This window comes from Streptomyces sp. NPDC021212 (assembly GCF_044332925.1).
Lineage (GTDB): Bacteria > Actinomycetota > Actinomycetes > Streptomycetales > Streptomycetaceae > Streptomyces.
Genome location: NZ_JBIRPZ010000003.1, coordinates 30,916 through 51,929, shown reverse-complemented (window position 1 = coordinate 51,929; position 21,014 = coordinate 30,916). Strand labels below are relative to the sequence as shown.

At 71.4% G+C, this 21,014-nt stretch carries 18 protein-coding genes; 7 read left to right on the top strand and 11 right to left on the bottom strand.

Going from position 1 to position 21,014, the window contains the following annotated elements:
* The first annotated feature begins 38 nt into the window (after positions 1-38).
* Together pth and ACH4SI_RS08375 are read left to right on the top strand one after the other, a co-directional pair.
* The gene (gene pth, locus ACH4SI_RS08380; protein ID WP_179936424.1) at positions 39-635 is read left to right on the top strand and encodes an aminoacyl-tRNA hydrolase; all 597 of its coding nucleotides are present in this window, start codon (positions 39-41) and stop codon (positions 633-635) included.
* A 67-nt stretch (positions 636-702) separates the two neighbouring features.
* Positions 703-1,221, top strand: coding sequence for a hypothetical protein (locus ACH4SI_RS08375; protein ID WP_398294068.1), 519 nt, complete (start codon positions 703-705; stop codon positions 1,219-1,221).
* A 72-nt stretch (positions 1,222-1,293) separates the two neighbouring features.
* Here ACH4SI_RS08375 and ppc read toward each other — a convergent pair whose 3' ends face one another.
* A complete protein-coding gene (ppc, locus tag ACH4SI_RS08370; RefSeq protein ID WP_398294066.1) occupies positions 1,294-4,014 on the bottom strand; it encodes a phosphoenolpyruvate carboxylase in 2,721 nt (906 codons plus the stop codon).
* A gap of 246 nt (positions 4,015-4,260) precedes the next feature.
* Between ppc and ACH4SI_RS08365 the strand changes: the two genes are divergently transcribed.
* On the top strand, positions 4,261-5,241 hold the full coding sequence (locus ACH4SI_RS08365) for an acyl-CoA desaturase (protein WP_398294064.1): 981 nt from the start codon (positions 4,261-4,263) through the stop codon (positions 5,239-5,241).
* Positions 5,238-5,948, top strand: a complete 711-nt coding sequence (locus ACH4SI_RS08360) for a TetR/AcrR family transcriptional regulator (RefSeq protein ID WP_398294062.1) — start codon at positions 5,238-5,240, stop codon at positions 5,946-5,948. The genes ACH4SI_RS08365 and ACH4SI_RS08360 overlap by 4 nt, the downstream gene beginning before the upstream one ends.
* Positions 5,949-5,963: 15 nt before the next feature.
* On the opposite strand, the gene ACH4SI_RS08355 is transcribed toward ACH4SI_RS08360, so the two are convergent.
* Positions 5,964-6,785 (bottom strand): trans-aconitate 2-methyltransferase, encoded by an 822-nt coding sequence (locus ACH4SI_RS08355; RefSeq protein WP_398294060.1) that lies wholly within the window; start codon positions 6,783-6,785, stop codon positions 5,964-5,966.
* 109 nt (positions 6,786-6,894) lie between these two features.
* Between ACH4SI_RS08355 and ACH4SI_RS08350 the strand changes: the two genes are divergently transcribed.
* Positions 6,895-7,392, top strand: coding sequence for a MarR family winged helix-turn-helix transcriptional regulator (locus ACH4SI_RS08350; protein WP_398294058.1), 498 nt, complete (start codon positions 6,895-6,897; stop codon positions 7,390-7,392).
* On the opposite strand, the gene ACH4SI_RS08345 is transcribed toward ACH4SI_RS08350, so the two are convergent.
* The 4 genes from ACH4SI_RS08345 to galT all read right to left on the bottom strand — a co-directional run bounded on the left by ACH4SI_RS08345 (position 7,351) and on the right by galT (position 11,796).
* Positions 7,351-8,163 carry a LuxR C-terminal-related transcriptional regulator gene (locus ACH4SI_RS08345; protein WP_398294056.1) on the bottom strand — a complete coding sequence of 271 codons (813 nt, stop codon included), beginning with the start codon at positions 8,161-8,163 and terminating at the stop codon, positions 7,351-7,353. The two genes, ACH4SI_RS08350 and ACH4SI_RS08345, sit on opposite strands and share 42 nt — an antisense overlap.
* A 363-nt stretch (positions 8,164-8,526) precedes the next feature.
* Positions 8,527-9,741, bottom strand: a complete 1,215-nt coding sequence (gene galK / locus ACH4SI_RS08340) for a galactokinase (RefSeq protein WP_398294054.1) — start codon at positions 9,739-9,741, stop codon at positions 8,527-8,529.
* A gap of 46 nt (positions 9,742-9,787) precedes the next feature.
* The gene (gene galE, locus ACH4SI_RS08335; RefSeq protein WP_398294052.1) at positions 9,788-10,756 is read right to left on the bottom strand and encodes a UDP-glucose 4-epimerase GalE; all 969 of its coding nucleotides are present in this window, start codon (positions 10,754-10,756) and stop codon (positions 9,788-9,790) included.
* Positions 10,753-11,796 (bottom strand): galactose-1-phosphate uridylyltransferase, encoded by a 1,044-nt coding sequence (gene galT, locus ACH4SI_RS08330; protein WP_398294050.1) that lies wholly within the window; start codon positions 11,794-11,796, stop codon positions 10,753-10,755. The genes galE and galT overlap by 4 nt, the downstream gene beginning before the upstream one ends.
* 111 nt (positions 11,797-11,907) lie before the next feature.
* Here galT and ACH4SI_RS08325 point away from each other — a divergent pair, with 111 nt between their 5' ends.
* Positions 11,908-13,578, top strand: coding sequence for a sodium:solute symporter family protein (locus ACH4SI_RS08325; protein WP_398294048.1), 1,671 nt, complete (start codon positions 11,908-11,910; stop codon positions 13,576-13,578).
* Between the two features lie 36 nt (positions 13,579-13,614).
* The gene (locus ACH4SI_RS08320; protein ID WP_398294046.1) at positions 13,615-13,929 is read left to right on the top strand and encodes a hypothetical protein; all 315 of its coding nucleotides are present in this window, start codon (positions 13,615-13,617) and stop codon (positions 13,927-13,929) included.
* Here the strand turns inward: ACH4SI_RS08320 and ACH4SI_RS08315 are convergent, their stop codons facing one another.
* From ACH4SI_RS08315 to rsmA, 5 genes are all read right to left on the bottom strand, one after another.
* Positions 13,930-14,622 carry a response regulator transcription factor gene (locus ACH4SI_RS08315; protein ID WP_398294044.1) on the bottom strand — a complete coding sequence of 231 codons (693 nt, stop codon included), beginning with the start codon at positions 14,620-14,622 and terminating at the stop codon, positions 13,930-13,932. It abuts the gene before it with no gap.
* A gap of 242 nt (positions 14,623-14,864) precedes the next feature.
* On the bottom strand, positions 14,865-16,619 hold the full coding sequence (locus ACH4SI_RS08310; RefSeq protein WP_398294042.1) for a hypothetical protein: 1,755 nt from the start codon (positions 16,617-16,619) through the stop codon (positions 14,865-14,867).
* A 222-nt stretch (positions 16,620-16,841) separates the two neighbouring features.
* Positions 16,842-18,665 (bottom strand): ABC-F family ATP-binding cassette domain-containing protein, encoded by a 1,824-nt coding sequence (locus ACH4SI_RS08305; protein WP_398294040.1) that lies wholly within the window; start codon positions 18,663-18,665, stop codon positions 16,842-16,844.
* Positions 18,666-18,710: 45 nt separating this feature from the next.
* Complete coding sequence (locus tag ACH4SI_RS08300; RefSeq protein ID WP_398294038.1) at positions 18,711-19,637, bottom strand: 4-(cytidine 5'-diphospho)-2-C-methyl-D-erythritol kinase; 927 nt, start codon at positions 19,635-19,637, stop codon at positions 18,711-18,713.
* Between the two features lie 468 nt (positions 19,638-20,105).
* On the bottom strand, positions 20,106-20,984 hold the full coding sequence (rsmA, locus tag ACH4SI_RS08295) for a 16S rRNA (adenine(1518)-N(6)/adenine(1519)-N(6))-dimethyltransferase RsmA (RefSeq protein ID WP_398294036.1): 879 nt from the start codon (positions 20,982-20,984) through the stop codon (positions 20,106-20,108).
* Positions 20,985-21,014: the final 30 nt, after the last annotated feature.

The window sequence follows — 21,014 nt, the reverse complement described above, 5'->3', positions numbered from 1 at the left end:
GCCACTCCCCTCACTCAGTCACTCAGGAGAACGAGACGATGAGCGACGCAGACGCGAGCAGCCCGTGGCTCGTGGTGGGCCTGGGCAACCCCGGCCCGGAGTACGCGGCCAACCGCCACAATGTCGGCTTCATGGTGGCCGAGCTGCTGGCCGAGCGGATGGGCGGGCGCTTCAAGGCGCACAAGTCCCGTGCGCAGGTGGTGGAAGGACGCATCGGCCCGCCCGGTCCGGGCAGCCGCCGGGTGATCGTCGCGAAGCCGATGTCGTTCATGAATCTGTCAGGCGGACCGACGACCGCGCTGCGTGACTTCTACAAGGTGCCGGTGGGCCATGTCATCGCGATTCACGACGAATTGGACATCGACTACGGCGCGCTGAGGCTGAAGCTCGGCGGCGGTGACAATGGCCACAACGGGCTGAAGTCGATCACCAAATCGGGGGGCCCGGACTACTTCCGCATCCGTTTCGGCATCGGCCGGCCGCCCGGCCGGATGGATGTCGCGGCGTTCGTGCTGAAGGACTTCTCCGCCGCTGAGCGCAGGGAGTTGGACTACTTCGTGGACCGCGCGGCCGATGCCGTGGAGACGCTCATCGTGGACGGCCTGGAGCGCGCGCAGGGCACCTACAACTCCTGAACGGCTCTCGCGCGGTTGTTCGGCCGGAGGTTGACCCAGGGCCCGCCGGTGGCAAAGATCTACCGCCATGGCATCCACCGGCATCACCAAGCGCAGCCGCACGCGGCGAGCGGGCGAGAGCATGTACGGGCTGCTGTTGCTCGCGAAGAACGTGGCGATGACGCTCGTCGCGCTGCTGATCCTGGTGGCAGGGGTGTGGTCCTCCTGGGGCGACGCCAAGCCCTCCATGCTCACCAAGGGTCTGGAGCGTGGCACGTTCACGGTGTCCCGCTGTGACGACGACTGGTGCACCGGCCGCTTCACCCCCGCCTCCCGGGGCGGCGAGGCGCAGGCCCGGGCGAAGGTCGACGCGGCGGTCACGGACGGCACGGGTGAGCGGCTGCTGGTCGTCGTCAAGCCGGGCACGGACGAGGTGGTCCGCACGGGCGTGGCGGGCATCCTGCACGCCTGGGTCCCGTTCGGCGGCTCGCTGCTGCTGGCGTCGCTGCTCGTGGCGGGCGGGCTCCGCATGCGCCGTACGGCCTGGGGCCTGGGCCTCGCGGGCGCGGCGGTGCTGGTGGCGTCCTTCGCCACGCTGACGTTCTAGCGCCTTGCGCGGCACACAAGCGGCGGCCCGCTTCCCCCGAGGGAGCGGGCCGCCGCTTGTGTGCCGGGGTGGTCAGCCGGTGTTGCGCAGGCCGGCCGCCACGCCGTTGACGGTGAGGAGCAGGGCCCGGGACAGCACCGGGTCGGGCTCGTCGCCGCGCTCGCGCGCGGTGCGCTGCCGGTGGAGCAGGCTCACCTGGAGGTAGGAGATCGGGTCCAGGTAGGCGTCCCGGACGTGGAAGGTCTGCTTCAGGACGGGGTTGGAGTCCAGCAGCTCGGTCTCGCCGGTGATCCGCAGCACCTCCCGCACGGTCAGCTCGTGCTCCGCCCGGATGACGTCGAAGACGTGCTTCAGCTCGTCCGGCACCAGGGTGTCGACGTAGTGGCGGGCGATCCGCAGGTCCGTCTTGGCGAGGGTCATCTCGACGTTGGACAGGAAGTTGCGGAAGAAGTGCCAGTGCTGGTGCATCTCGTCCAGCACTCCGTCGAGCCCGGCCTCGCGGGCCGCCTTGAGGCCGGAGCCGACGCCGAACCAGCCGGGGACGATCTGCCGGGACTGGGTCCAGCCGAAGACCCACGGGATGGCCCGCAGTCCGTCCAGGCCCGCGCCGGAGTCGGGACGGCGGGACGGACGGGAGCCGAGGTGGAGTTCGGCGAGCTGGTCGACGGGGGTGGAGGCGAAGAAGTAGGCGGGCAGGTCGGGGTCGTCCACGAGGGCGCGGTAGGCGCCGTGGGCGGCGTCGGAGACCGTCTCCATCGCCGCGTCCCACCGGGCGAGCGCCTCGTCCGACTGGCGCGGGGCGGTGTGCAGGGCCGACGCCTGAAGGGTGGCGGCCACCGTCAGCTCCAGGTTCTCGCGGGCGAGCGAGGGGACGAGGTACTTGTCGGAGATGACCTCGCCCTGCTCGGTGACCTTGATCTCGCCTTCGAGGGTGCCCCACGGCTGGGCCAGGATCGCGTCGTGGGTGGGGCCGCCGCCGCGGCCGACGGTGCCGCCGCGGCCGTGGAAGAGGCGCAGCCGTACGCCGTGCCGGTGGGCGACGTCGCGCAGCAGCCGCTGGGCGCGGTGGATCTCCCACTGGGAGGTGGTGATGCCGCCGAACTTGGAGGAGTCGGAGTAGCCGAGCATGACCTCCTGGACGTCGCCGCGCAGCGAGACGAGGCGCCGGTAGGAGGGGTCGGAGAGCATCTCGTCGAGGAGCTGGTCGGCGATCTTCAGCTCGTCGGTGGTCTCCAGCAGCGGCACGATGCCGATCTTGGCCCAGCCGGCGTGCAGATCGATGAGACCGGCCTCGCGGGCGAGGACGGCGGCGGCGAAGACGTCGTCCGAGCCGGCGCACATGGAGATGATGTAGGACTCGACGATCTCGGGCCCGAACCGCTCGAACGACTCGCGGATGGTCTGGAAGACGCCGAGGGTCTTGGCCCCGGCGGCGTCCAGCGGCGCCGGGGAGGGCGCGAGCGGGCGGCGCGAGCGCAGCTCCTTGGCGAGCAGCTTGCGCCGGTAGTCGCGGGGCATGTCCGCGTACCGCCAGGTTTCCTCGCCGAGGCGGTCGAAGAGCTGACCGAGGGCGTGGTGGTGGGCGTCGGCGTGCTCGCGTACGTCCATGGTGGCGAGCTGGAGGCCGAAGGCGGCGAGGGTGCGGATGGCGCGTTCGAGGCGGCCGTCGGCGATCAGGGCGCCGCGGTGGGCGCGCAGCGAGTCCTGGATGAGCTTCAGGTCGGCCAGCATCTCGGCGGTGCCGAGGTAGTCGCGGCCGGGGACGTGCGGGGCGTCCTTGGCCAGGCGCTCGCGGGTGTTGACGAGCTTCTGCCGCATGCAGGTGGCCTTGAGCCGGTAGGGCTCCTCGGCGTTGAGCCGCTTGTAGCGCGGGCTGATCTCGGGCAGCAGCTCCAGGTCGCGCTGGAGGGAGGTGAGCAGTTCCTCGGAGGCGTCGGAGTTGCGGATCGAGCTGGAGAGGGCGGCCCGCAGGTCGTCGATGATCTCCAGGGCGTCGGTGATGCCGTGCTCGTGCTGGAGGATCAGCACCTCCCAGGTGACCTGGGGGGTGACATTGGGGTTGCCGTCGCGGTCGCCGCCGATCCAGGTGCCGAAGGTGAGCGGGCGGGTGGTGGCGGGCAGCTCGATGCCGACCCGCTCCAGCTCGGCGGTGAGGTCCTCCAGGACGTCGCCGACGGCGTGGGCGTGCAGCTCGTCGAGGTAGTAGATGGCGTTGCGGGCCTCGTCGGCGGGCTCGGGGCGGGCGACCCGCAGCTCGTCGGTCTGCCACAGCAGGTCGATGTTCTCGGCGAGCCGCAGGTCGGCGCGGCGGCTCTCGCCGCCGGCGGCGAGGGTGTCCAGCAGCTCGGCGATCCGGCGCAGCTTGTTGAGGACCGTGCGGCGGGCGGCCTCGGTGGGGTGGGCGGTGAAGACCGGGCGGACGCCCAGGTGCTCCACGGTCTGCCGCAGATGACCGGCGTCGGCGTCCTTGAGCTGGTCGACGGTGCGGGCGAGGATGCCGCCCTCGGCGGCGCGCCGGGTGCTCAGCTCGCGGCCGCGGTGGACCTGCTCGGTGACGTTGGCCAGGTGGAAGTAGGTGGAGAAGGCGCGCACCAGCTTGGCGGCGGTCGGCAGGTCGGTGGTGCCGAGCAGCTCGGCGGCGGCCTCGCCGTCACTCCGGGTGAGGGCGCGGACGCGCTCGACGAGGTCGAGGAGGTCGGGCCCCTCCTGTCGGACCAGGGTCTCGCCGAGAAGGTCGCCCAGACGGCGGATATCGGCACGCAGGGCGGCATTGGTGTGGTCGGCACTGCTCACAGGTGCGGGCTCCTTGCAGTGAACGGGGGTTCCTGGCGGGGGTGGAGCCCCGCGCCGCTGGCGCCGCAGGGCCCGCACCGGGTGCTTTCGGCGATGTGCGGACCGCGCTGTCCGACGCCCCCAGGATAGGCGGCGTTCCCTCGGGCGAAACCAGAGCCCTCTTGCCCCGGTTCTCGGCCCTGCCATACTTACGTCGCCGTAGGTTACGGACCCGTAGCCCAGCCCCCGAGCCCCACGAGGGATCCCATGACTGCAAGCCCCGACGTGGCCCACGACGCGCCGAAGGCCCAGGACACCCCGCTTCCCTCCGCCACGCTCGGCGGGGACAGCAAGCGTTCCGTCGAACAGATCACCCTTCTGCTGTTCATCACCGTTCCGTTCATCGCCCTGGTCGCCGCGATCCCCCTGGCCTGGGGCTGGGGGGTCAGCTGGCTGGACCTGGCGCTGATGGTGGTCATGTACTACATCGGCTGCCACGGCATCACGATCGGCTTCCACCGCTACTTCACCCATGGCTCCTTCAAGGCGAAGCGGCCGCTGCGGATCGCGCTGGCGATCGCGGGTTCGCTCGCGGTCGAGGGGCCGCTGGTGCGCTGGGTGGCCGATCACCGCAAGCACCACAAGTTCTCCGATGCGGAGGGCGACCCGCATTCGCCGTGGCGGTTCGGGGAGACCGTCCCGGCCCTGATGAAGGGGTTGTGGTGGGCACATATCGGGTGGATGTTCGATGAGGAGCAGACGCCGCAGCACAAGTACGCGCCGGACCTGATCAAGGACGACGCGGTCCGTAACGTCTCCCGCCAGTTCGTGGTGTGGACGGTCGTCTCGCTGCTGCTGCCCGCCGCCATCGGCGGCCTGGTGACCTGGTCGTGGCAGGGGGCCGCGACCGCGTTCTTCTGGGGGTCCCTCGTCCGGGTGGCGCTGCTCCACCATGTGACCTGGTCGATCAACTCGATCTGCCACGCGGTGGGCAAGCGGCCGTTCAAGTCGCGCGACCGCTCCGGGAACGTGTGGTGGCTCGCGGTGCTCTCGTGCGGCGAGTCCTGGCACAACCTGCACCACGCGGATCCGACGTGCGCCCGGCACGGGGTGATGAAGGGCCAACTGGACTCCAGCGCCCGGATCATCCGCTGGTTCGAGCAGCTGGGCTGGGCCTATGACGTCCGGTGGCCGAACGCGGAGCGTATCGACTCCCGCCGTAAAGAGGCCCCTGCCGAAGCGGCATGATAGAGCGCGTGGAATCCGACAGTAATACCAGCGGTAGCAAGGACCGGGCGGCCCGGGCCGCCCGGTCCTCCGGATCCGGTCCCCGGCGGCCCCGCAGGGTACGGATGACCGGCAAGGAGCGCCGGGAGCAGCTGCTGGACATCGGTCGGGCGCTCTTCGCCGAACGGGGCTTCGAGGGCACCTCGGTGGAGGAGATCGCGGCGAAGGCCGGGGTCTCCAAGCCGGTGGTGTACGAGCACTTCGGCGGCAAGGAAGGGCTGTACGCGGTCGTGGTCGACCGTGAGATGCGGCGGATGCTGGACATGGTGACCACGTCGCTGACCGCGGGCCATCCGCGGGAGCTGTGCGAGCAGGCCACGTTCGCCCTGCTGGACTACATCGAGGAGTACACGGACGGCTTCCGGATCCTGGTCCGTGACTCCCCCGTCGCCCAGTCGACGGGCACCTTCGCCTCGCTGATCAGCGATATCGCCACCCAGGTGGAGGACATCCTGGGCCTGGAGTTCAAGGCCCGCGGCTTCGACGCCAAGCTCGCCCCGCTGTACGCCCAGGCCCTGGTGGGGATGGTGGCGCTGACCGGCCAGTGGTGGCTGGACGTCCGCAAGCCGAAGAAGTCCGAGGTGGCGGCGCATCTGGTGAATCTGGCCTGGCACGGCCTGGACGGTCTGGAGCAGAAGCCGCGGCTGATAGGCCACCGCAAGGCGTGATGGCCCCGGGGGCCCTCACGCCTCCTTGGTCGCGACGGCGAAGATCCGGCGGAACGGGAAGGCCGTGCCGTACGGGGCCGGAGGGTACGCCTCGCGGAGCAGGGCGCCGTACTCGGCGAGGAAGCGGTCGCGGGCGGCCGGGTCGTCGGCGAGGGCGGTGAGGACGGGCCGCAGGGCGGTGCCCTTGGTCCAGTCGAGGACCGGGTCGGGGCCGCTGAGGACCTGGAGGTACGTGGTCTCCCAGGCGTCGACCTCGCAGCCCAGCGCGGTGAGCCGGTCGAGGTAGTCGAGGGGTTCCAGGGCGGCGGCGAGGCTGCGCGGGGCGTCGGCGAGGCGGTCGCGCCACTGCGGGGCGGCGCACAGGTCGCGCAGCAGGGCGTGGCTGGGGGCACCGAAGTTGCCGGGCAGCTGGAAGGCGAGGGTGCCGCCGGGGCGCAGGGCGACGAGCCAGGCGGGGAAGGCGTCGGCGTGGCCCGGCACCCACTGGAGCGCGGCGTTGGAGACGATGAGGTCGAAACGCTCGTCGGGCTCCCAGTGCAGGGCGTCGGCCGTACGGAAGTCGAGGCGGCCGCCGCCGGTGGTGGGGCCGGCGAGGGCCTGGGCCTGGTCGAGCATCTCGGCGGAGTTGTCGAGGCCGGTGATGTGGGCGTCGGGCCAGCGGTCGAAGAGCAGGGCCGTGACGTTGCCGGGGCCGCAGCCGATGTCGGCGATGCGGGGCGGGCGGCCGGATTCCGCGGGGAGCGCGGGGATCCTGGCCATGAGGTCGCGGAAGGGCCGGACCCGGTGGCCGGAGTGGCGGAGGTACTGGGCCGGGTCCCAGTCGGGTGACGTACGCATGGCGGAGTCCCTTGAGCGGGTACGGTCGGTACGAGCAGGCTTACGGTCCTCCAAGGTCTCTCTTGATGTCAAGAGACTTCATGTCGACAGACCTATTACACTGATCGCCATGGACGACGAGGTCGATCGACTGGTGGCGGCATGGCGCCGGGAGCGCCCCGACCTCGATGTGGAACCGCTCGAAGTGCTCAGCCGGGTCAGCCGGCTCGCGCGCCATCTCGACCGGGCGCGGCGGATCGCGTTCAGCGAGCATCAGCTGGAGTCCTGGGAGTTCGACGTGCTGACCTCGCTGCGGCGGGCCGGGACCCCCTACCAGCTCTCCCCCGGGCAGCTGCTGACCCAGACGCTGGTCACCTCGGGCACCATGACGAACCGCATCGACCGGCTGGCGAAGAAGGGCCTGGTAGAGCGGCTGCCCGATCCCAATGACCGGCGCGGGGTGCTGGTCCGGCTCACCGCGGAGGGGCGCGACCGCGCGGACCAGGCGCTGGCCGGGCTGCTGGATCACGAGCGGGCGATCCTGGCCGAGCTGTCCCAGGCCCAGCGCGCCGAACTGGCGGCGCTGCTACGCCAGCTGACCGCCCCGTTCGACAATTTCCCCGGCTAGGTCGACCGGGCCGACGCCCGCCCGCCGGGCCAGCGCCACGGCGGCCAGCGTGGAGTGCACGCCCAGCTTGCCCAGTACGTTCTGCATATGGGTGCGGACCGTGTGCGGGGACAGGAACAGCCGCTCGGCGACCGCCTTGCGGCCCAGCCCGGCCACCATGCAGCGCAGCACTTCCCGCTCACGCGGCGTCAGCGATTCGACCAGCCGCTCGCTCTCGGTGCGGTGCTTACGGGCCGCCGTCAGCTCCCGCAGCACGCCGGTGAGCAGCGCGGGCGGCAGATGCGTCTCGTCACGCAGCACCCCGCGGATCACGGCGAGCAGCCGGACCAGCGAACAGTCCTTGGCGACCCAGCCGGACGCCCCTGCCTGGAGGGCCGCGGCGGCCCGGCGCGGATCGTCGCGCTCGGCCAGCACCACGGTGCGCACGCCCGGCTGCGCGGTGCGCACGCCGCCGACCAGCGCTATGCCGTCCTGCGACCGCCCGTTGACCCGCCCCGGCGGGCCCGCCCCCAAAGCCCCGCCGTGGAGCGCCTCGGCCGGTACGGGCTGCGGCGCATGGACCGGCTCCCCGCTCAGGGAGCCCAAGTCGGCGTCGATCAGCAGAACGTCGAAGCGGCGCCCCTCGGCCACTCCGCGCTCCAGACAGCGCAGCGCCGCCGGGCCGCTTCCGGCCGCCGCCACGTCCACGTCCTGTTCCGCCGCGAGGGCGGCGGCCAGTGACTCGGCGAAAATGCGATGGTCGTCGACCACCAGAACCCGAATACGTGCCACGGAACCCCCCACGTCGCCGGATACTCCCGGAATACCCCGAGAACCAGTACGGGTACGGCGCCCGGGAAGGGATCACCGCAACCGCACGGCCGCCGCCGTGCTGAGATCGCTACCCCGCCCCGGGCGTCGTACCTGACTGTCTCGCCCCCTGATGCACGTCGGCCCCCACCGACGCTGTGCCCAGCGTACGACCGAGGCCCGTCATCCGGAGCGGATGAGCGAAACTGCCCGGCCTCGCCTATTTACGGTGGTCTTTGTGTTCGGTCTTGGGGAGTAAGGAGGCCAAGAAAGGCGAAAATTGATCGCTCAACGGCCGAAGGCAGCGAGCCCGGCCGAAGAGCGCCACGGGAGTCCCCCTCCCGGCTACATCCGCCGGGCGCCCGCGCTCGGGACCGCCGGGAAGATCCGCGGGGCCCGGTGTCCGGCGGCGGCGAATGCCTCGGTGACCGCCTTGGCCACCGCGTCCGCGTCCGCCACCTCGACCAGCACGATCGCCGAGCCGCCGAAGCCGCCGCCGGTCATCCGCGCGCCGAGCGCGCCCGCCGCGTTGGCCGACTCCACCACGAGGTCCAGCTCGGCGCAGGAGATCTCGAAGTCGTCGCGGCACGAGGCGTGCCCGGCGGTCAGGACCGGGCCGATGGACCGGGTGTCGCCCGCGTCCAGCCGCTCGATGACCTCCCGCACCCGCTGGTTCTCGGTCACCACATGGCGCACCCGGCGGCGCACGGTGTCGTCCTCGCCGAGACCGGCCAGGGTGGCGAGCGTCGCGTCCAGGGTCTCGAACTCCACCTCGCGCAGCGCGGACACACCGAGCGCCCGCGCGCCCGACTCGCACGCGGCGCGCCGGTTGGCGTACGCGCCGTCGCCCAGCTCGTGCTTCACCCGGGTGTCCACGACCAGCAGCCGCAGCCCCTCCGCCGCGAGGTCGAACGGCACCTGCCGCTGCGTGAGGTCGCGGGCGTCGAGGAAGAGCGCATGGCCCTCGGTGCAGCAGGCGGAGGCCATCTGGTCCATGATCCCGCAGGGGACGCCGACGAACTGGTTCTCCGCGCGCTGGCACAGCTGGGCGACGCGCTGCGGGGCGAGCCCCAGCCCGTACAGATCGCTGAGCGCGGTGGCCGTCACCACCTCCAGCGCGGCGGACGACGACAGCCCGGCGCCGGTGGGCACCGTGGACACGAAGTGCAGGTCCGCCCCGCCGGCCGAGGCGCCGGAGAGCAGCCCCTCCTCGCGCAGCGCCCACACCACGCCCGCCGGGTAGGCCGCCCAGCCGCCGCGGTCGCCACCGGCGCCGCCCGCGGCGACCGGGGTCAGCTCCTCGACGCGCAGCTCGACGACCCCGCCCGGGGCGTCCCCGGAGTGGACGCGCAGCACCCCGTCGGTGCGCGGCGAGGCGGCCGCCAGGCAGGTGTGCGGCAGGGCGAGCGGCATCACGAAGCCGTCGTTGTAGTCGGTGTGCTCACCGATCAGGTTGACCCTGCCCGGCGCCGCCCACACGCCCTCCGGATCGGCCCCGTAGACCTCACGGAACCCCGCCGATACGTCGCTCACTCGCTGACCCCTGTCCTGTGTCTTCATGTCGCCGTCGTCCCGCGGCCGGACGGCCGCGCGTCCCCGCCGTCACTTACGTGCGCTGCGCGAACTCCCAGGCGTCCGCGACGATGCCCTTCAGGTCCGCCCGGCTCGGCTTCCAGCCGAGGCGCGCCTTGGCGCGCTCGGCCGAGGCCACCAGCACGGCCGGGTCGCCGCCCCGGCGGTCGGCGACGACCTCGGGGATCGGGTGGCCGGTGACCTGGCGCACGGTCTCGATGACCTCGCGGACGGAGAAGCCGTTGCCGTTGCCGAGGTTGCAGATCAGGTGCTGGCCCTCGGTCGCGGCGCCCAGCGCCAGCAGATGGGCGTCGGCCAGGTCGGCGACGTGGATGTAGTCGCGGACGCAGGTCCCGTCGGGGGTCGGGTAGTCGTCGCCGAAGACGGAGATCGCCTCGCGGCGGCCCTGCGCGACCTGGAGCACCAGCGGGATCAGGTGCGACTCGGGGTCATGGCGCTCGCCGTACGCCCCGTAGGCGCCCGCGACGTTGAAGTACCGCAGGGAGACCGCGGCCAGGCCGTGCGCGGCGCACTCCCCGCTGATCATGTGGTCGACGGCCAGCTTGGTGGCGCCGTACGGATTGGTCGGCGCGGTCGCGGCGTCCTCGGTGATCGGGACCTCGTCCGGCTCGCCGTAGGTGGCGGCGGTGGAGGAGAAGACGAGGGTGCGGACCCCGGCGACCCGCATCGCGGCGAGCAGCGCGGTGGTCCCGCCGACGTTGTTGACCCAGTACTTCTCCGGGTCGACGACGGACTCGCCGACCTGCGAGGACGCCGCGAAGTGCAGCACACCGTCGTACGAGGAGTCGAGCCACTCGGCGGCGTCCTGGATGCGGCCCTCGATGAACTCCGCGCCCGCCGGAACGCCCTCGCGGTGCCCGGTGGACAGGTCGTCCAGGACCGTCACCCGGTGCCCGGCCTCCAGCAGATGCGCGGCGACCACGCTGCCGACATAACCGGCACCGCCTGTGACCAGGTACTTCTTCTGCTGCGCATTGCTCACTTGCTCGCTACCTCTCGCAGTCGCTCAGCCGCGGCCTCCGGCGGCACATCATTGATGAACACATTCATGCCGGATTCGGAACCCGCGAGAAACTTCAGCTTGCCGGAAGTGCGGCGGATGGTGAAAAGCTCGAGGTGGAGCGCGAAATCGTCGCGGTCGTCCGCCGTGAACGGCGCCTGGTGCCAGGCGGCGATGTACGGCGTCGGCGGCTCCCCTTCCCCGAAAATCCGGTCGAAGCGCTTCAAGAGTTCCAGATACATCTGTGGAAACTCTGTGCGGGCGGCATCGTCCAGCGCCATCAGGTCCGGGACCCGGCGCTTGGGGTAGAGGTGCACCTCGTACGGCCAGTGCGCGGCGTACGGGACGAAGGCGGTCCAGTGCTCGCCGTCGAGGACGATGCGCCGTCCGTCGGACCGCTCATCGGCGACCACATCATCGAACAGATTCCGACCGGTCCGCTCACGGTGCTCGGCGAGGGAGCGGAGCATCAGCCGGGTACGCGGCGTCGGAAAGGGATACCCGTAGATCTGGCCGTGCGGATGGCCGAGGGTGACGCCGATCTCCCTGCCGCGGTTCTCGAAGCAGAAGACCTGCTCGACGGAGGGGAGTTGGGCCAGCTCGGCGGTCCTGTCGGTCCAGGCGTCGAGCACCAGGGCGGCCTGCTCGACGGTGAGATCGGCGAAGGAGGCGTCGTGGTCGGAGGTGAAGCAGACGACCTCGCACCGCCCCGCGTCACCGGCGAGCGAGGGGAAGCGGTTCTCGAAGACGGCGACGTCGTAGTCGGAGGCGGGGATCTCGCTGTGCCGTCCGTCGCGCGAGGGGCACAGCGGGCATTCGTCCGCCGGCGGGTGGTACGTGCGCCCCTGGCGGTGGGAGGCGACGGCCACGTCGTCGCCGAGGAGGCGGTCGTGCCGGATCTCGGAGCGGGTGGATATCGGGTCGAGCGGCCGCTGGTCGACGGCGTCGCGCACTGCGTCGTCGCGCGCGTCGTAGTAGATCAGCTCGCGTCCGTCCGCGAGCCGCGTCGCCGTCTTCTTCACGTCCGCCAGCTCCTGTTCGCTGCACCCAACACAACTAAACATAATGAACCACAAGCCAACAGCGACGTCAATGCGCGAGGAAGGCGTCCGAATAGAGCAGGATGGTGATTTATGCACCTTCTGGCAGCGGGTCTCCGACTTCCCACCAATGCCCTCGACTACACCATCCTGATCCTCTATTTCGCCGTCGTGCTCGGCGTCGGATTCGCCGCCAGACGGAGCGTGAAGACGAGCCTGGACTTCTTTCTCTCCGGCCGGTCGCTGCCCGCGTGGGTCACCGGCCTCGCCTTCGTCGCCGCCAATCTGGGCGCCCTGGAGATCCTGGGGATGGCGGCCAACGGTGCCCAGTACGGCGTCTACACGGTGCACTGGTACTGGGTCGGCGCCATTCCGGCCATGGTCTTCCTCGGCCTGGTCATGATGCCGTTCTACTACGGCTCCAAGGTCAGGTCGGTGCCCGAATTCCTGCTGCACCGCTACGGGCCGTCCTCGCACCTGCTCAGCTCGATCATCTTCTCCGTGGCGTCCGTGCTGATCGCGGGCGTCAACCTCTACGCGATGGCCATCGTCGTCGAGGCGCTGCTCGGCTGGCCGCAGTGGGTGGCCATCGTCGTCGCCGGGCTGTTCGTGCTCGCGTACATCACCCTGGGCGGGCTCTCCTCGGCGATCTACAACGAGGTGCTGCAGTTCTTCGTCATCCTCGCCGCGCTCATCCCGCTCACCGTCGTCGGCCTCAAGCGGGTCGGCGGCTTCGGCGGGCTCAAGGACTCCCTGGAGGCGTCCCACGGCCCGAACTTCACCTCCGCGTGGGGCGGCACCGGCATCGGCTCGGACAACCCGCTGGGCGCCAACTGGCTGACCATCGTGCTCGGCCTCGGCTTCTGCCTGAGCTTCGGCTACTGGACGACCAACTTCGCCGAGGTGCAGCGCGCGCTGTCCGCCAAAAACCTCTCGGCCGCCCAGCGCACCCCGCTGATCGCCGCCTTCCCCAAGATGTTCATCCCGCTGATCGTGGTGGTCCCGGGGCTGATCGCCCTGGTGATCGCGCCGAAGATCGGCTCCACGAAGAGCGGGCTCCAGTACAACGACGCGATCCCGCTGCTGATGAGCGAGCTGCTGCCCAACGGCGTGCTGGGCATGGCGGTGACCGGGCTGCTCGCCGCCTTCATGGCGGGCATGGCGGCCAACGTCTCGTCCTTCAACACCGTCTTCACCAACGACATCTGGCGGGCGTACATCAGGAAGGACCGCGCGGACGAGTACTACCTGCTGACGGGGCGGGTGGTGACCGCCATCGGCGTCCTGGCCGGCATGGGGACGGCGTTCATCGCGTCCTCGTTCAGCAACATCATGAACTACCTGCAGACCCTGTTCTCGTTCTTCAACGTGCCGCTGTTCTGTGTCTTCATCATCGGCATGTTCTGGAAGCGGGCCACCGCCCCGGCCGGTTTCTGGGGGCTGCTCAGCGGCACGGTCGCCGCGATGATCAACTACTTCTGGTTCTACAAGGCGGGCGTCATCTCCATCCCCAGCGACCAGGGCGCCAACTTCGTCTCCGCCATCGTGGCGTTCGTGGTCGGCGGCGTGGTGATGGTCGCGATCACCCCGTTCACCAACCCCAAGCCGGAGCAGTCGCTGGCCGGGCTGGTCTACGGAACCACCGCCCCGGGCGTCGCCGAACCCGCGGCGCCGGGCGACGAGGCCTGGTACCGGCGCCCGGCCCTGCTCGGCTGGAGCGCGATCGTCCTCGCGGCCCTGTGCTACATCCCGTTCTCCCTGTGACCGAAGTGACCCTCCTGCGGATAAGGAACCCGCGCCATGAGTGACGACTACGAGTACCAGCACGAGGTCGAGGAGCTGGAGGGGAAGTCGGCGACCGCGGCCCGGCTCTTCGACGTACGGCGCATCATCGGCGGCCTGTTCGTGATCTACGGGATCATCGTCACGATCGCCGGCATCACCGTCTCCGACGCGAATCTGAAGAAGGCCGAGAACATCAACATCAACCTGTGGACGGGCGTGTGCATGCTCGTCCTCGGCCTGCTCTTCCTGCTCTGGATGAAGCTGAGGCCGTTGCCCGCGCCGCACCCCGCCCCCGAGCCCGGGGACGGTAATGGACCCACGGAGGGCTGATCAGCCGGGCTGGGTGGCGGCGCCGCGGCGCGTCGCCGCCCGGTCCAGCAGGCCGGTGCGCGCCGCCAGGGCCGCCGCCTCCAGCCGGGACCCGACCCCGAGCTTCATCAGCACCCGCTGCACATGGGTGCGCGCCGTGCTGGGCGCGATCCCCATGCCCGCGGCGATCAGCCGGGTGTCCTCGCCCTCCGCGACCCGCATGAGCACCTCCACCTCGCGCGGGGTCAGGATGCGCAGCAGCCGGGCCCCCTCGTCGTCCGGCTGGGCCGCGGGGTTGAGCAGCTCCGCGAACGCCCCCTGCAACAGCTGCGGGGCCACCGCCGCCTCGCCCGCGCGCGCCTTCATCATGGCGCGCTCGACGCCCTCGATCCGCTCGTCGTGCCGGACGTAGCCGGAGGCGCCCGCGGCGAACGCGGCGGCGATGCCGCGCGGGTTCGGCACCGGGCCGAGCACCACCACCGCGACCTGTGGTCGCTCCTTCTTGATCCGCACAACCGGTTCGAACACGCCCGGTTCGGCGGGTGTCGCCGTACCCAGCAGACACACCTCCGGTGCCCGGCTCACCACCAGATCCGCCGCTCCCGCGCTCGGCGCGGCCGCGGCGAGCACCCGGTGCCCGCGCAGCTTCAACGCCGAGGCGAGGGCCTCCGCGAGCAGGCGGTGGTCATCGACCACCATGAGTCGCACGCCCATGAGCTCCCCCCTTTGCCCCGGGAAGCTACACGCTTGTTCGACGTTGCGCGCCCCTTACCCGGAAGAAGCCCCCCGGAATGCCGAAATCCCGCTCATCTACGCCTACTTGACATCTGAATCACGTCCGAAACAGATCGTTGTGGCCTGCCCCGGGGGCGGATTCGATCATGAGGAAAAACGGCGGCGGCCCCGCCCGTACGGTGGGTACGGGCGGGGCCGCCGAGGCGTTGGGCCGGGTGCTGTCAGCTGCCGCCGAAGATGAGGGCCAGCGGGTCGTCCTTGTCGTACGAGCCCGAGGGCTTGTCGGCGTAGACGGTGCTCATGTAGAGCCGCTGGTCGGAGTAGATGATCTCCGAGTAGGTGGGGCTGAACTTCGCCTCCATCTCCCCGCTCTCGGCCGGGTTCTGGAGCAGCTTCTTCTTCTCGTACGACTTGGGGTCGATGCGCCAGACCGCGCCGCCCTCGTCGTAGGAGCTCTCCTGGTAGGCCAGCACGAAGCCGTCCTTGTCGAGGCCGAGCGGGGTCATCGCGGCGCGCTTGACGCCGTCCGTCTTGCCGACCGGCTTGCCGGTCGCCAGGCTGAACGCCACGATCTCGTTGGCGGTGGTCGAGCTGTCGTAGCTGTTGCGGTCCTCCGACCCCAGGAAGAGGGCGTCGGCCGACTTGCTGACGGCGATCTGGCGGCAGCCCTCGACGCTCGTCGAGGGGCATTTGGCCTGGTACTTGCCGTTCTCGGTGCTGATCTTCGCGCGCACCGTACCGACCTTGGCGCTGTCGTCGATGGACAGGTAGTCCGAGACCCCGGAGCCGGTCGAGTCACCCGCGTCGAGCCCGATCACCAGCGGATCGGTGGACGCGATGTGCACGTACTCCATGCCCTGCGACACCTTGTACTCGGACTTCACCGCGCCCGTCTTCGGGTTCAGCGTCTGGATACGGATCTGCGGGCTGTCGTAACTGCCGCACTGGCGCACCGCGACCAGCTTGGTGTCACTGCCGCCATAGCCGCGGTCCTCGCAGTCGCCGGTGGACTGCGGCTTCCACAGCTGCTTGCCCGACGTCGACCAGGCCGCGCCGCCACCGGTGCCGCCCGCGGCGACCGTGCCGCCGCCGATGGTCACCTCGTCGAAGGAGACCTTCTCGTCCCCCTCACCGACGTCCCGGTGCCACCGCATCTTGCCGTTCTTCAGGTCCAGCAGCGCGACCTGGTTGCAGCTCGGGTACTTGTCCTCCTTGGAGGGCTTGGCCTCCTGGTAGAGGACCGCGGTCAGACCGTCCTTGGAGACGTGGTCCGAGGACCAGCAGACCGCGCCGGCCAGCGGGATCGACCACTTCGCCGATCCGCCGTCCAGCGGATAGCCGTCGATCTTGTTGACCCCGGCCTTCACGAAGGTGTCGTCGACGGTCCACATGCCCTCGACCGTGACCTGGTCGTCGACCTTCGGCATGGGGAGCTTGTTGATCAGCTGGGCGTTGACCGTCTTCGGGGCGGGCTTGTTCTCGGTGCCGCCGGTGCCGCCCTGGCTGGTCTGCTTGTCCTTGCCGTTGGCCTGGTCATCGGTGTCGTCGCCGCTGGTGGCGAACCATATGCCGCCGCCGATGATCAGCGCGACCGCGACCACCGCGCTGACGACGACCGCCATGCGCTGCCTGGACCGACCGGGGCCGCCGGGGCCGCCGCCCTGGCCCGGAGCGCCGGGGTACTGCGGCTGGGGCGGGTAGCCGTAGCTCTGCTGACCATAGGGCTGCTGGCCGAATTGCTGCTGTCCGTACTGCTGCTGGTACGGGCTCGGGGTGCCCACCTGGGTGGGCTGCGCGTGGACCGACTGCCCCGGGTAGCCGTAGCCGCCCGCGCCCTGCGGGGGCGTCTGCGGCGGCGGGCCGGGGGGCGGCGGGGGCGGGACGGGCGGCTGCTGCGGATAGCCGTAACTCGGCTCCTGCGGCGCGCCGAAGCCGCCCTGCGGCGGCTGATTCGGCGGCGGAGGCGGCTGTGACATGGGTGTTCCTCTGTGCGCGAGCCCATGGACCGACTCGGCCTCCCCCGCTATCCCGGGGGCGTTGTTACCAAAGCCCGCCAGGATGGAGTGAATCGGACATGCGGCCCGCCGGTGAGCAGCAGGGCAAGGCGGGAGTTTCTTTTTATCACCCAGTCATGACAACCCACGGACCGGCCGCCAACTCATCGAGCAGCTGAGACCGGCCCGTGACGCGACTGTTGCTCACGCGTCGTCGGCGAGTTCCAGCCAGCGCGTCTCCAGCTCGTCCCGCTCCCCCGTCAGCTCCCGCAGCTTGGCGTCCAGCTCGGCGACCCGGGCGAAGTCCGTGGCGTCCTCGGCGATCTGGGCGTGCAGCGTGGACTCCTGCTCGCTGAGCCGGTCCAACCGCCGCTCGATCTTCTGGAGTTCCTTCTTCACGACGCGCTGCTCGGCCGCCGACCGCTGCCCGCCGGACGGCGCCTCCGCGGCCTTCTGCTTGCCGGAGGCGGCCGGGCCCGGCACCGCCGCGGCCAGCACCCGCTGCCGCCGCTCCAGGTACTCGTCCACCCCGCGCGGCAGCATGCGCAGCGTGGCGTCGCCCAGCAGGGCGAACACCCGGTCGGTGGTGCGCTCCAGGAAGTAGCGGTCGTGGCTGATGACCACGAGCGAGCCCGGCCAGCTGTCGAGGACGTCCTCCAGCTGGGTCAGGGTCTCGATGTCCAGGTCGTTGGTCGGCTCGTCCAGGAACAGCACATTGGGCTCGTCCATCAGCAGCCGCAGGATCTGGAGCCGGCGCCGCTCACCGCCGGACAGATCGCCGACCGGCGTCCACTGCTTCTCCTTGGTGAAGCCGAACTTCTCGCACAGCTGCGAGGCGGTCATCTCCTTGCCCTTGCCCAGGTCGACGCGCTGCCGCACCTGCTCGACGGCCTCCAGGACGCGCAGGTTCCGGTCGAGTTCGGTGACCTCCTGCGAGAGGTAGGCGAGCTTCACCGTCTTGCCGACGACGATCCGGCCGCCCGCGGGCTGCTGTTCGCCCTCGCTGCGCGCGGCCTCGGCGAGGGCGCGCAGCAGCGACGTCTTGCCCGCACCGTTCACGCCCACCAGGCCGATCCGGTCGCCGGGCCCCAGCTGCCAGGTCAGATGCTTGAGCAGCATCTTCGGCCCGGCGGTGACGGTCACGTCCTCCAGCTCGAAGACGGTCTTGCCGAGGCGGGAGTTGGCGAACTTCATCAGCTCCGCGCTGTCGCGCGGCGGCGGGACATCCGCGATCAGGGCGTTCGCCGCCTCGATGCGGAAGCGCGGCTTGCTGGTGCGGGCCGGGGCGCCGCGGCGCAGCCAGGCCAGCTCCTTGCGCATCAGGTTCTGCCGCTTGGCCTCCTCGCTCGCGGCGATGCGCTCGCGCTCGGCCCGGGCGAAGACGTAGTCGCTGTAGCCGCCCTCGTACTCGTGCACCGCGCCGCGCTGCACGTCCCACATGCGGGTGCAGACCTGGTCGAGGAACCAGCGGTCGTGGGTGACGACCACCAGCCCCGAGCGGCGCGCCCGCAGATGGCCGGCCAGCCAGGAGATGCCCTCGACATCGAGGTGGTTGGTCGGCTCGTCGAGGACGATCAGGTCCTGCTCGGCGATCAGCAGCTGGGCGAGCGCGATACGGCGGCGCTCGCCGCCGGACAGCGGGCCGATGACGGTGTCCAGGCCCTGCGGGAAGGCGGGGAGGTCGAGCCCGCCGAAGAGCCCGGTGAGGATGTCCCGGATCTTGGCGTCGCCCGCCCACTCGTGGTCGGCGAGGTCACCGATCACCTCGTGCCGGACGGTGGCGGCGGGGTCGAGCGAATCGTGCTGGGTCAGCACCCCGAGACGCAGGCCCCCGGCGTGGGTGACGCGGCCGTCGTCGGGTGATTCGAGCTTGGCGAGGATCCGGATGAGCGTGGTCTTCCCGTCCCCGTTCCGGCCGACGACGCCGATCCTGTCCCCCTCGTTGACCCCGAGGGACACGCCGTCCAGCAGCGCACGGGTGCCGTACACCTTGCCGACGGCTTCGACGTTGACCAAGTTGGTGGCCATCACACTCCTGTACGCGGATCGATCGACGTCCCAGGGTAGTCGCGGTCAGGGAGTGGTGACCGTCGCCCCGGGGGCCGGGCCGACTGCCGTCCGTACGGTGCGGCAGGTGCGGGAGGCCGCGAGGGCGGTGGCCACGTCCTGGGCCGCCTCGGCGTCCTTCGCCAGGAACGCGCAGGTCGGGCCGGAGCCGGAGACCAGCGAGGCGAGCGCGCCGGCGTCCGCGCCCGCGCGCAGCGTATCGGCGAGCGCCGGGCGCAGCGAGAGTGCGGCGGGCTGCAGATCGTTGGTCACGGCGGCGGCCAGCGCGGTCGGGTCCCCGGTGCGCAGCGCCGCGAACAGCGCCTCCGACGGCTCGGGGTCGGGGATGGTCGCGATGGTCGCGCCCTTCCCCGTCTCCTCCCGGAGGCGGTCGCACTCCCGGTAGACGGCCGGGGTGGACAGCCCGCCGTCCGCGACCGCGAACACCCAGTGGAAGGTGCCGCCCGTCTCCAGCGGCGTCAGCAGCTCCCCCCGGCCGCGGCCGAGGGCCGCCCCGCCGACCAGGCTGAACGGGACGTCACTGCCCAGATCCGCGCAGAGCGCGAGGAGTTCGGTGCGGGTGGTGTTCGTTCCCCACAGCGTGTCGCACGCCAGCAGCGCGCCGGCGGCGTCCGCGCTGCCGCCCGCCATGCCGCCCGCGACGGGGATGTCCTTGGTGATGTGCAGGTGGACGTCCGGGGCGAGGCCGTGGCGCCCGGCGAGCGCGATCGCCGCGCGGGCGGCGAGGTTGGTGTGGTCGGTGGGGACGTGTGCCGCGTCGGTGCCCTCGACGGTGATGCGGAGGGTTTCGGCGGGGGTGGCCGTGACCTCGTCGTGGAGCCCTACGGCGAGGAAGACGTTGGCCAGATCGTGGAAGCCGTCGGGGCGTAGGCCGCCGACCGCGAGCTGAACGTTGACCTTCGCGGGCACGCGGGCGGTGACGGGGCGGGTCACGGGGCTCCTCTGGGCGGTGGGGGTGTCCGGTGCGGCCCATTGTCGCGCCTACGGCGCCCTGGCCCCACCGGGGCCCCGCCCCGGGCGCCTGCGGCGGGCTTGCCCCGCCCGGAGCCCCGCCCCTCGGCCCCCGGCGCCTGCGGCGGGCTTGTCCCCACCCCGCCCCTTCCCGAACCGGGGGCAAGCCCCCGGCCCCCGGGTGGGGGCTCCGCCCCCACACCCCCGCTCCTCAAACGCCGGAGGGGCTGAGTGGTGGGGCATCCGCCCCCGGCCCCACGCAGGCTGCGGTCGGCCCCGGTGTGGCGCTGCGCTTGGGCCCCATGTGGGGCGGAGGGTGCCCCACCACTCAGCCCCTCCAGGGGGCACCTCCCAGCGGTAGCTGGGGGAGTTTGAGGAGCGGGGTCCGGGGCAGCGCCCCGGTTTCGGGAAGGGGCGGGGTGGGGGCAAGGTCGCCGCCGGCGCCCCGGGTCAGGCGGTGGCGGGGGCGTTCTCGGCGATCGCGGCGAAGTCCTCCACCGTCAGGGACTCGCCGCGAGCCTGGGGCGAGACGCCCGCCGCGATCAGGGCCGCCTCGGCGGCGGCCGCCGACCCCGCCCAGCCGGACAGCGCGGCACGGAGCGTCTTGCGGCGCTGGGCGAAGGCCGCGTCGACGACGCGGAAGACCTCGTCGCGGGAGGCGGTCGTCGGAAGGGGTTCGGCCCGGCGGACGAGGGAGACGAGGCCGGAGTCGACGTTCGGGGCGGGCCAGAAGACGTTGCGCCCGATCGCCCCCGCGCGCTTGACGTGCGCGTACCAGGCGGCCTTCACGGAGGGCACGCCGTAGACCTTGGAGCCGGGCGGGGCGGCCAGCCGGTCGGCGACCTCCGACTGCACCATCACCAGGGTGCGCTCGATGGTGGGAAAGCGCGCGAGCATGTGGAGCAGGACGGGGACGGCCACGTTGTACGGGAGGTTCGCGACCAGGGCGGTCGGGGCGGGCCCCGGGAGATCGGTGAGGTGCAGCGCGTCGGAGTGGACGAGCGCGAAGCGGTCGGCGCGCCCGGGGAGCCGGGCGGCGACCGTGCCCGGGAGGGCATCGGCCAGTACGGCGTCGATCTCGACCGCGGTGACCCGGTCGGCTGCCTCCAGCAGGGCCAGGGTCAGGGAGCCGAGACCGGGGCCGACCTCGACGACGACGTCGTCGGGCCGCACCTCGGCGGTGCGCACGATGCGGCGCACCGTGTTGGCGTCGATGACGAAGTTCTGGCCGCGCTGCTTGGTGGGGCGTACGCCGAGGCGGGCCGCGAGGTCGCGGATGTCGGCGGGGCCCAGCAGGGCGTCGGTGGTGCCGGGGTCGGTGGAGCTCACCGGGAAAGTTTACGGCCCGGCCGCCACCCC

Excerpts from the sequence above, each read along its gene's own strand:
- ACH4SI_RS08305 (WP_398294040.1), bottom strand. The coding sequence starts at position 18,665 with ATGGCCACCAACTTGGTCAACGTCGAAGCCGTCGGCAAGGTGTACGGC.
- ACH4SI_RS08355 (WP_398294060.1), bottom strand. The coding sequence starts at position 6,785 with ATGCGTACGTCACCCGACTGGGACCCGGCCCAGTACCTCCGCCACTCC.
- ACH4SI_RS08320 (WP_398294046.1), top strand. The coding sequence starts at position 13,615 with ATGAGTGACGACTACGAGTACCAGCACGAGGTCGAGGAGCTGGAGGGG.
- ACH4SI_RS08325 (WP_398294048.1), top strand. The coding sequence starts at position 11,908 with ATGCACCTTCTGGCAGCGGGTCTCCGACTTCCCACCAATGCCCTCGAC.
- ACH4SI_RS08375 (WP_398294068.1), top strand. The coding sequence starts at position 703 with ATGGCATCCACCGGCATCACCAAGCGCAGCCGCACGCGGCGAGCGGGC.
- pth (WP_179936424.1), top strand. The coding sequence starts at position 39 with ATGAGCGACGCAGACGCGAGCAGCCCGTGGCTCGTGGTGGGCCTGGGC.
- ACH4SI_RS08310 (WP_398294042.1), bottom strand. The coding sequence starts at position 16,619 with ATGTCACAGCCGCCTCCGCCGCCGAATCAGCCGCCGCAGGGCGGCTTC.
- ACH4SI_RS08315 (WP_398294044.1), bottom strand. The coding sequence starts at position 14,622 with ATGGGCGTGCGACTCATGGTGGTCGATGACCACCGCCTGCTCGCGGAG.
- ACH4SI_RS08365 (WP_398294064.1), top strand. The coding sequence starts at position 4,261 with ATGACTGCAAGCCCCGACGTGGCCCACGACGCGCCGAAGGCCCAGGAC.
- galK (WP_398294054.1), bottom strand. The coding sequence starts at position 9,741 with ATGAAGACACAGGACAGGGGTCAGCGAGTGAGCGACGTATCGGCGGGG.
- ACH4SI_RS08350 (WP_398294058.1), top strand. The coding sequence starts at position 6,895 with ATGGACGACGAGGTCGATCGACTGGTGGCGGCATGGCGCCGGGAGCGC.
- ACH4SI_RS08360 (WP_398294062.1), top strand. The coding sequence starts at position 5,238 with ATGATAGAGCGCGTGGAATCCGACAGTAATACCAGCGGTAGCAAGGAC.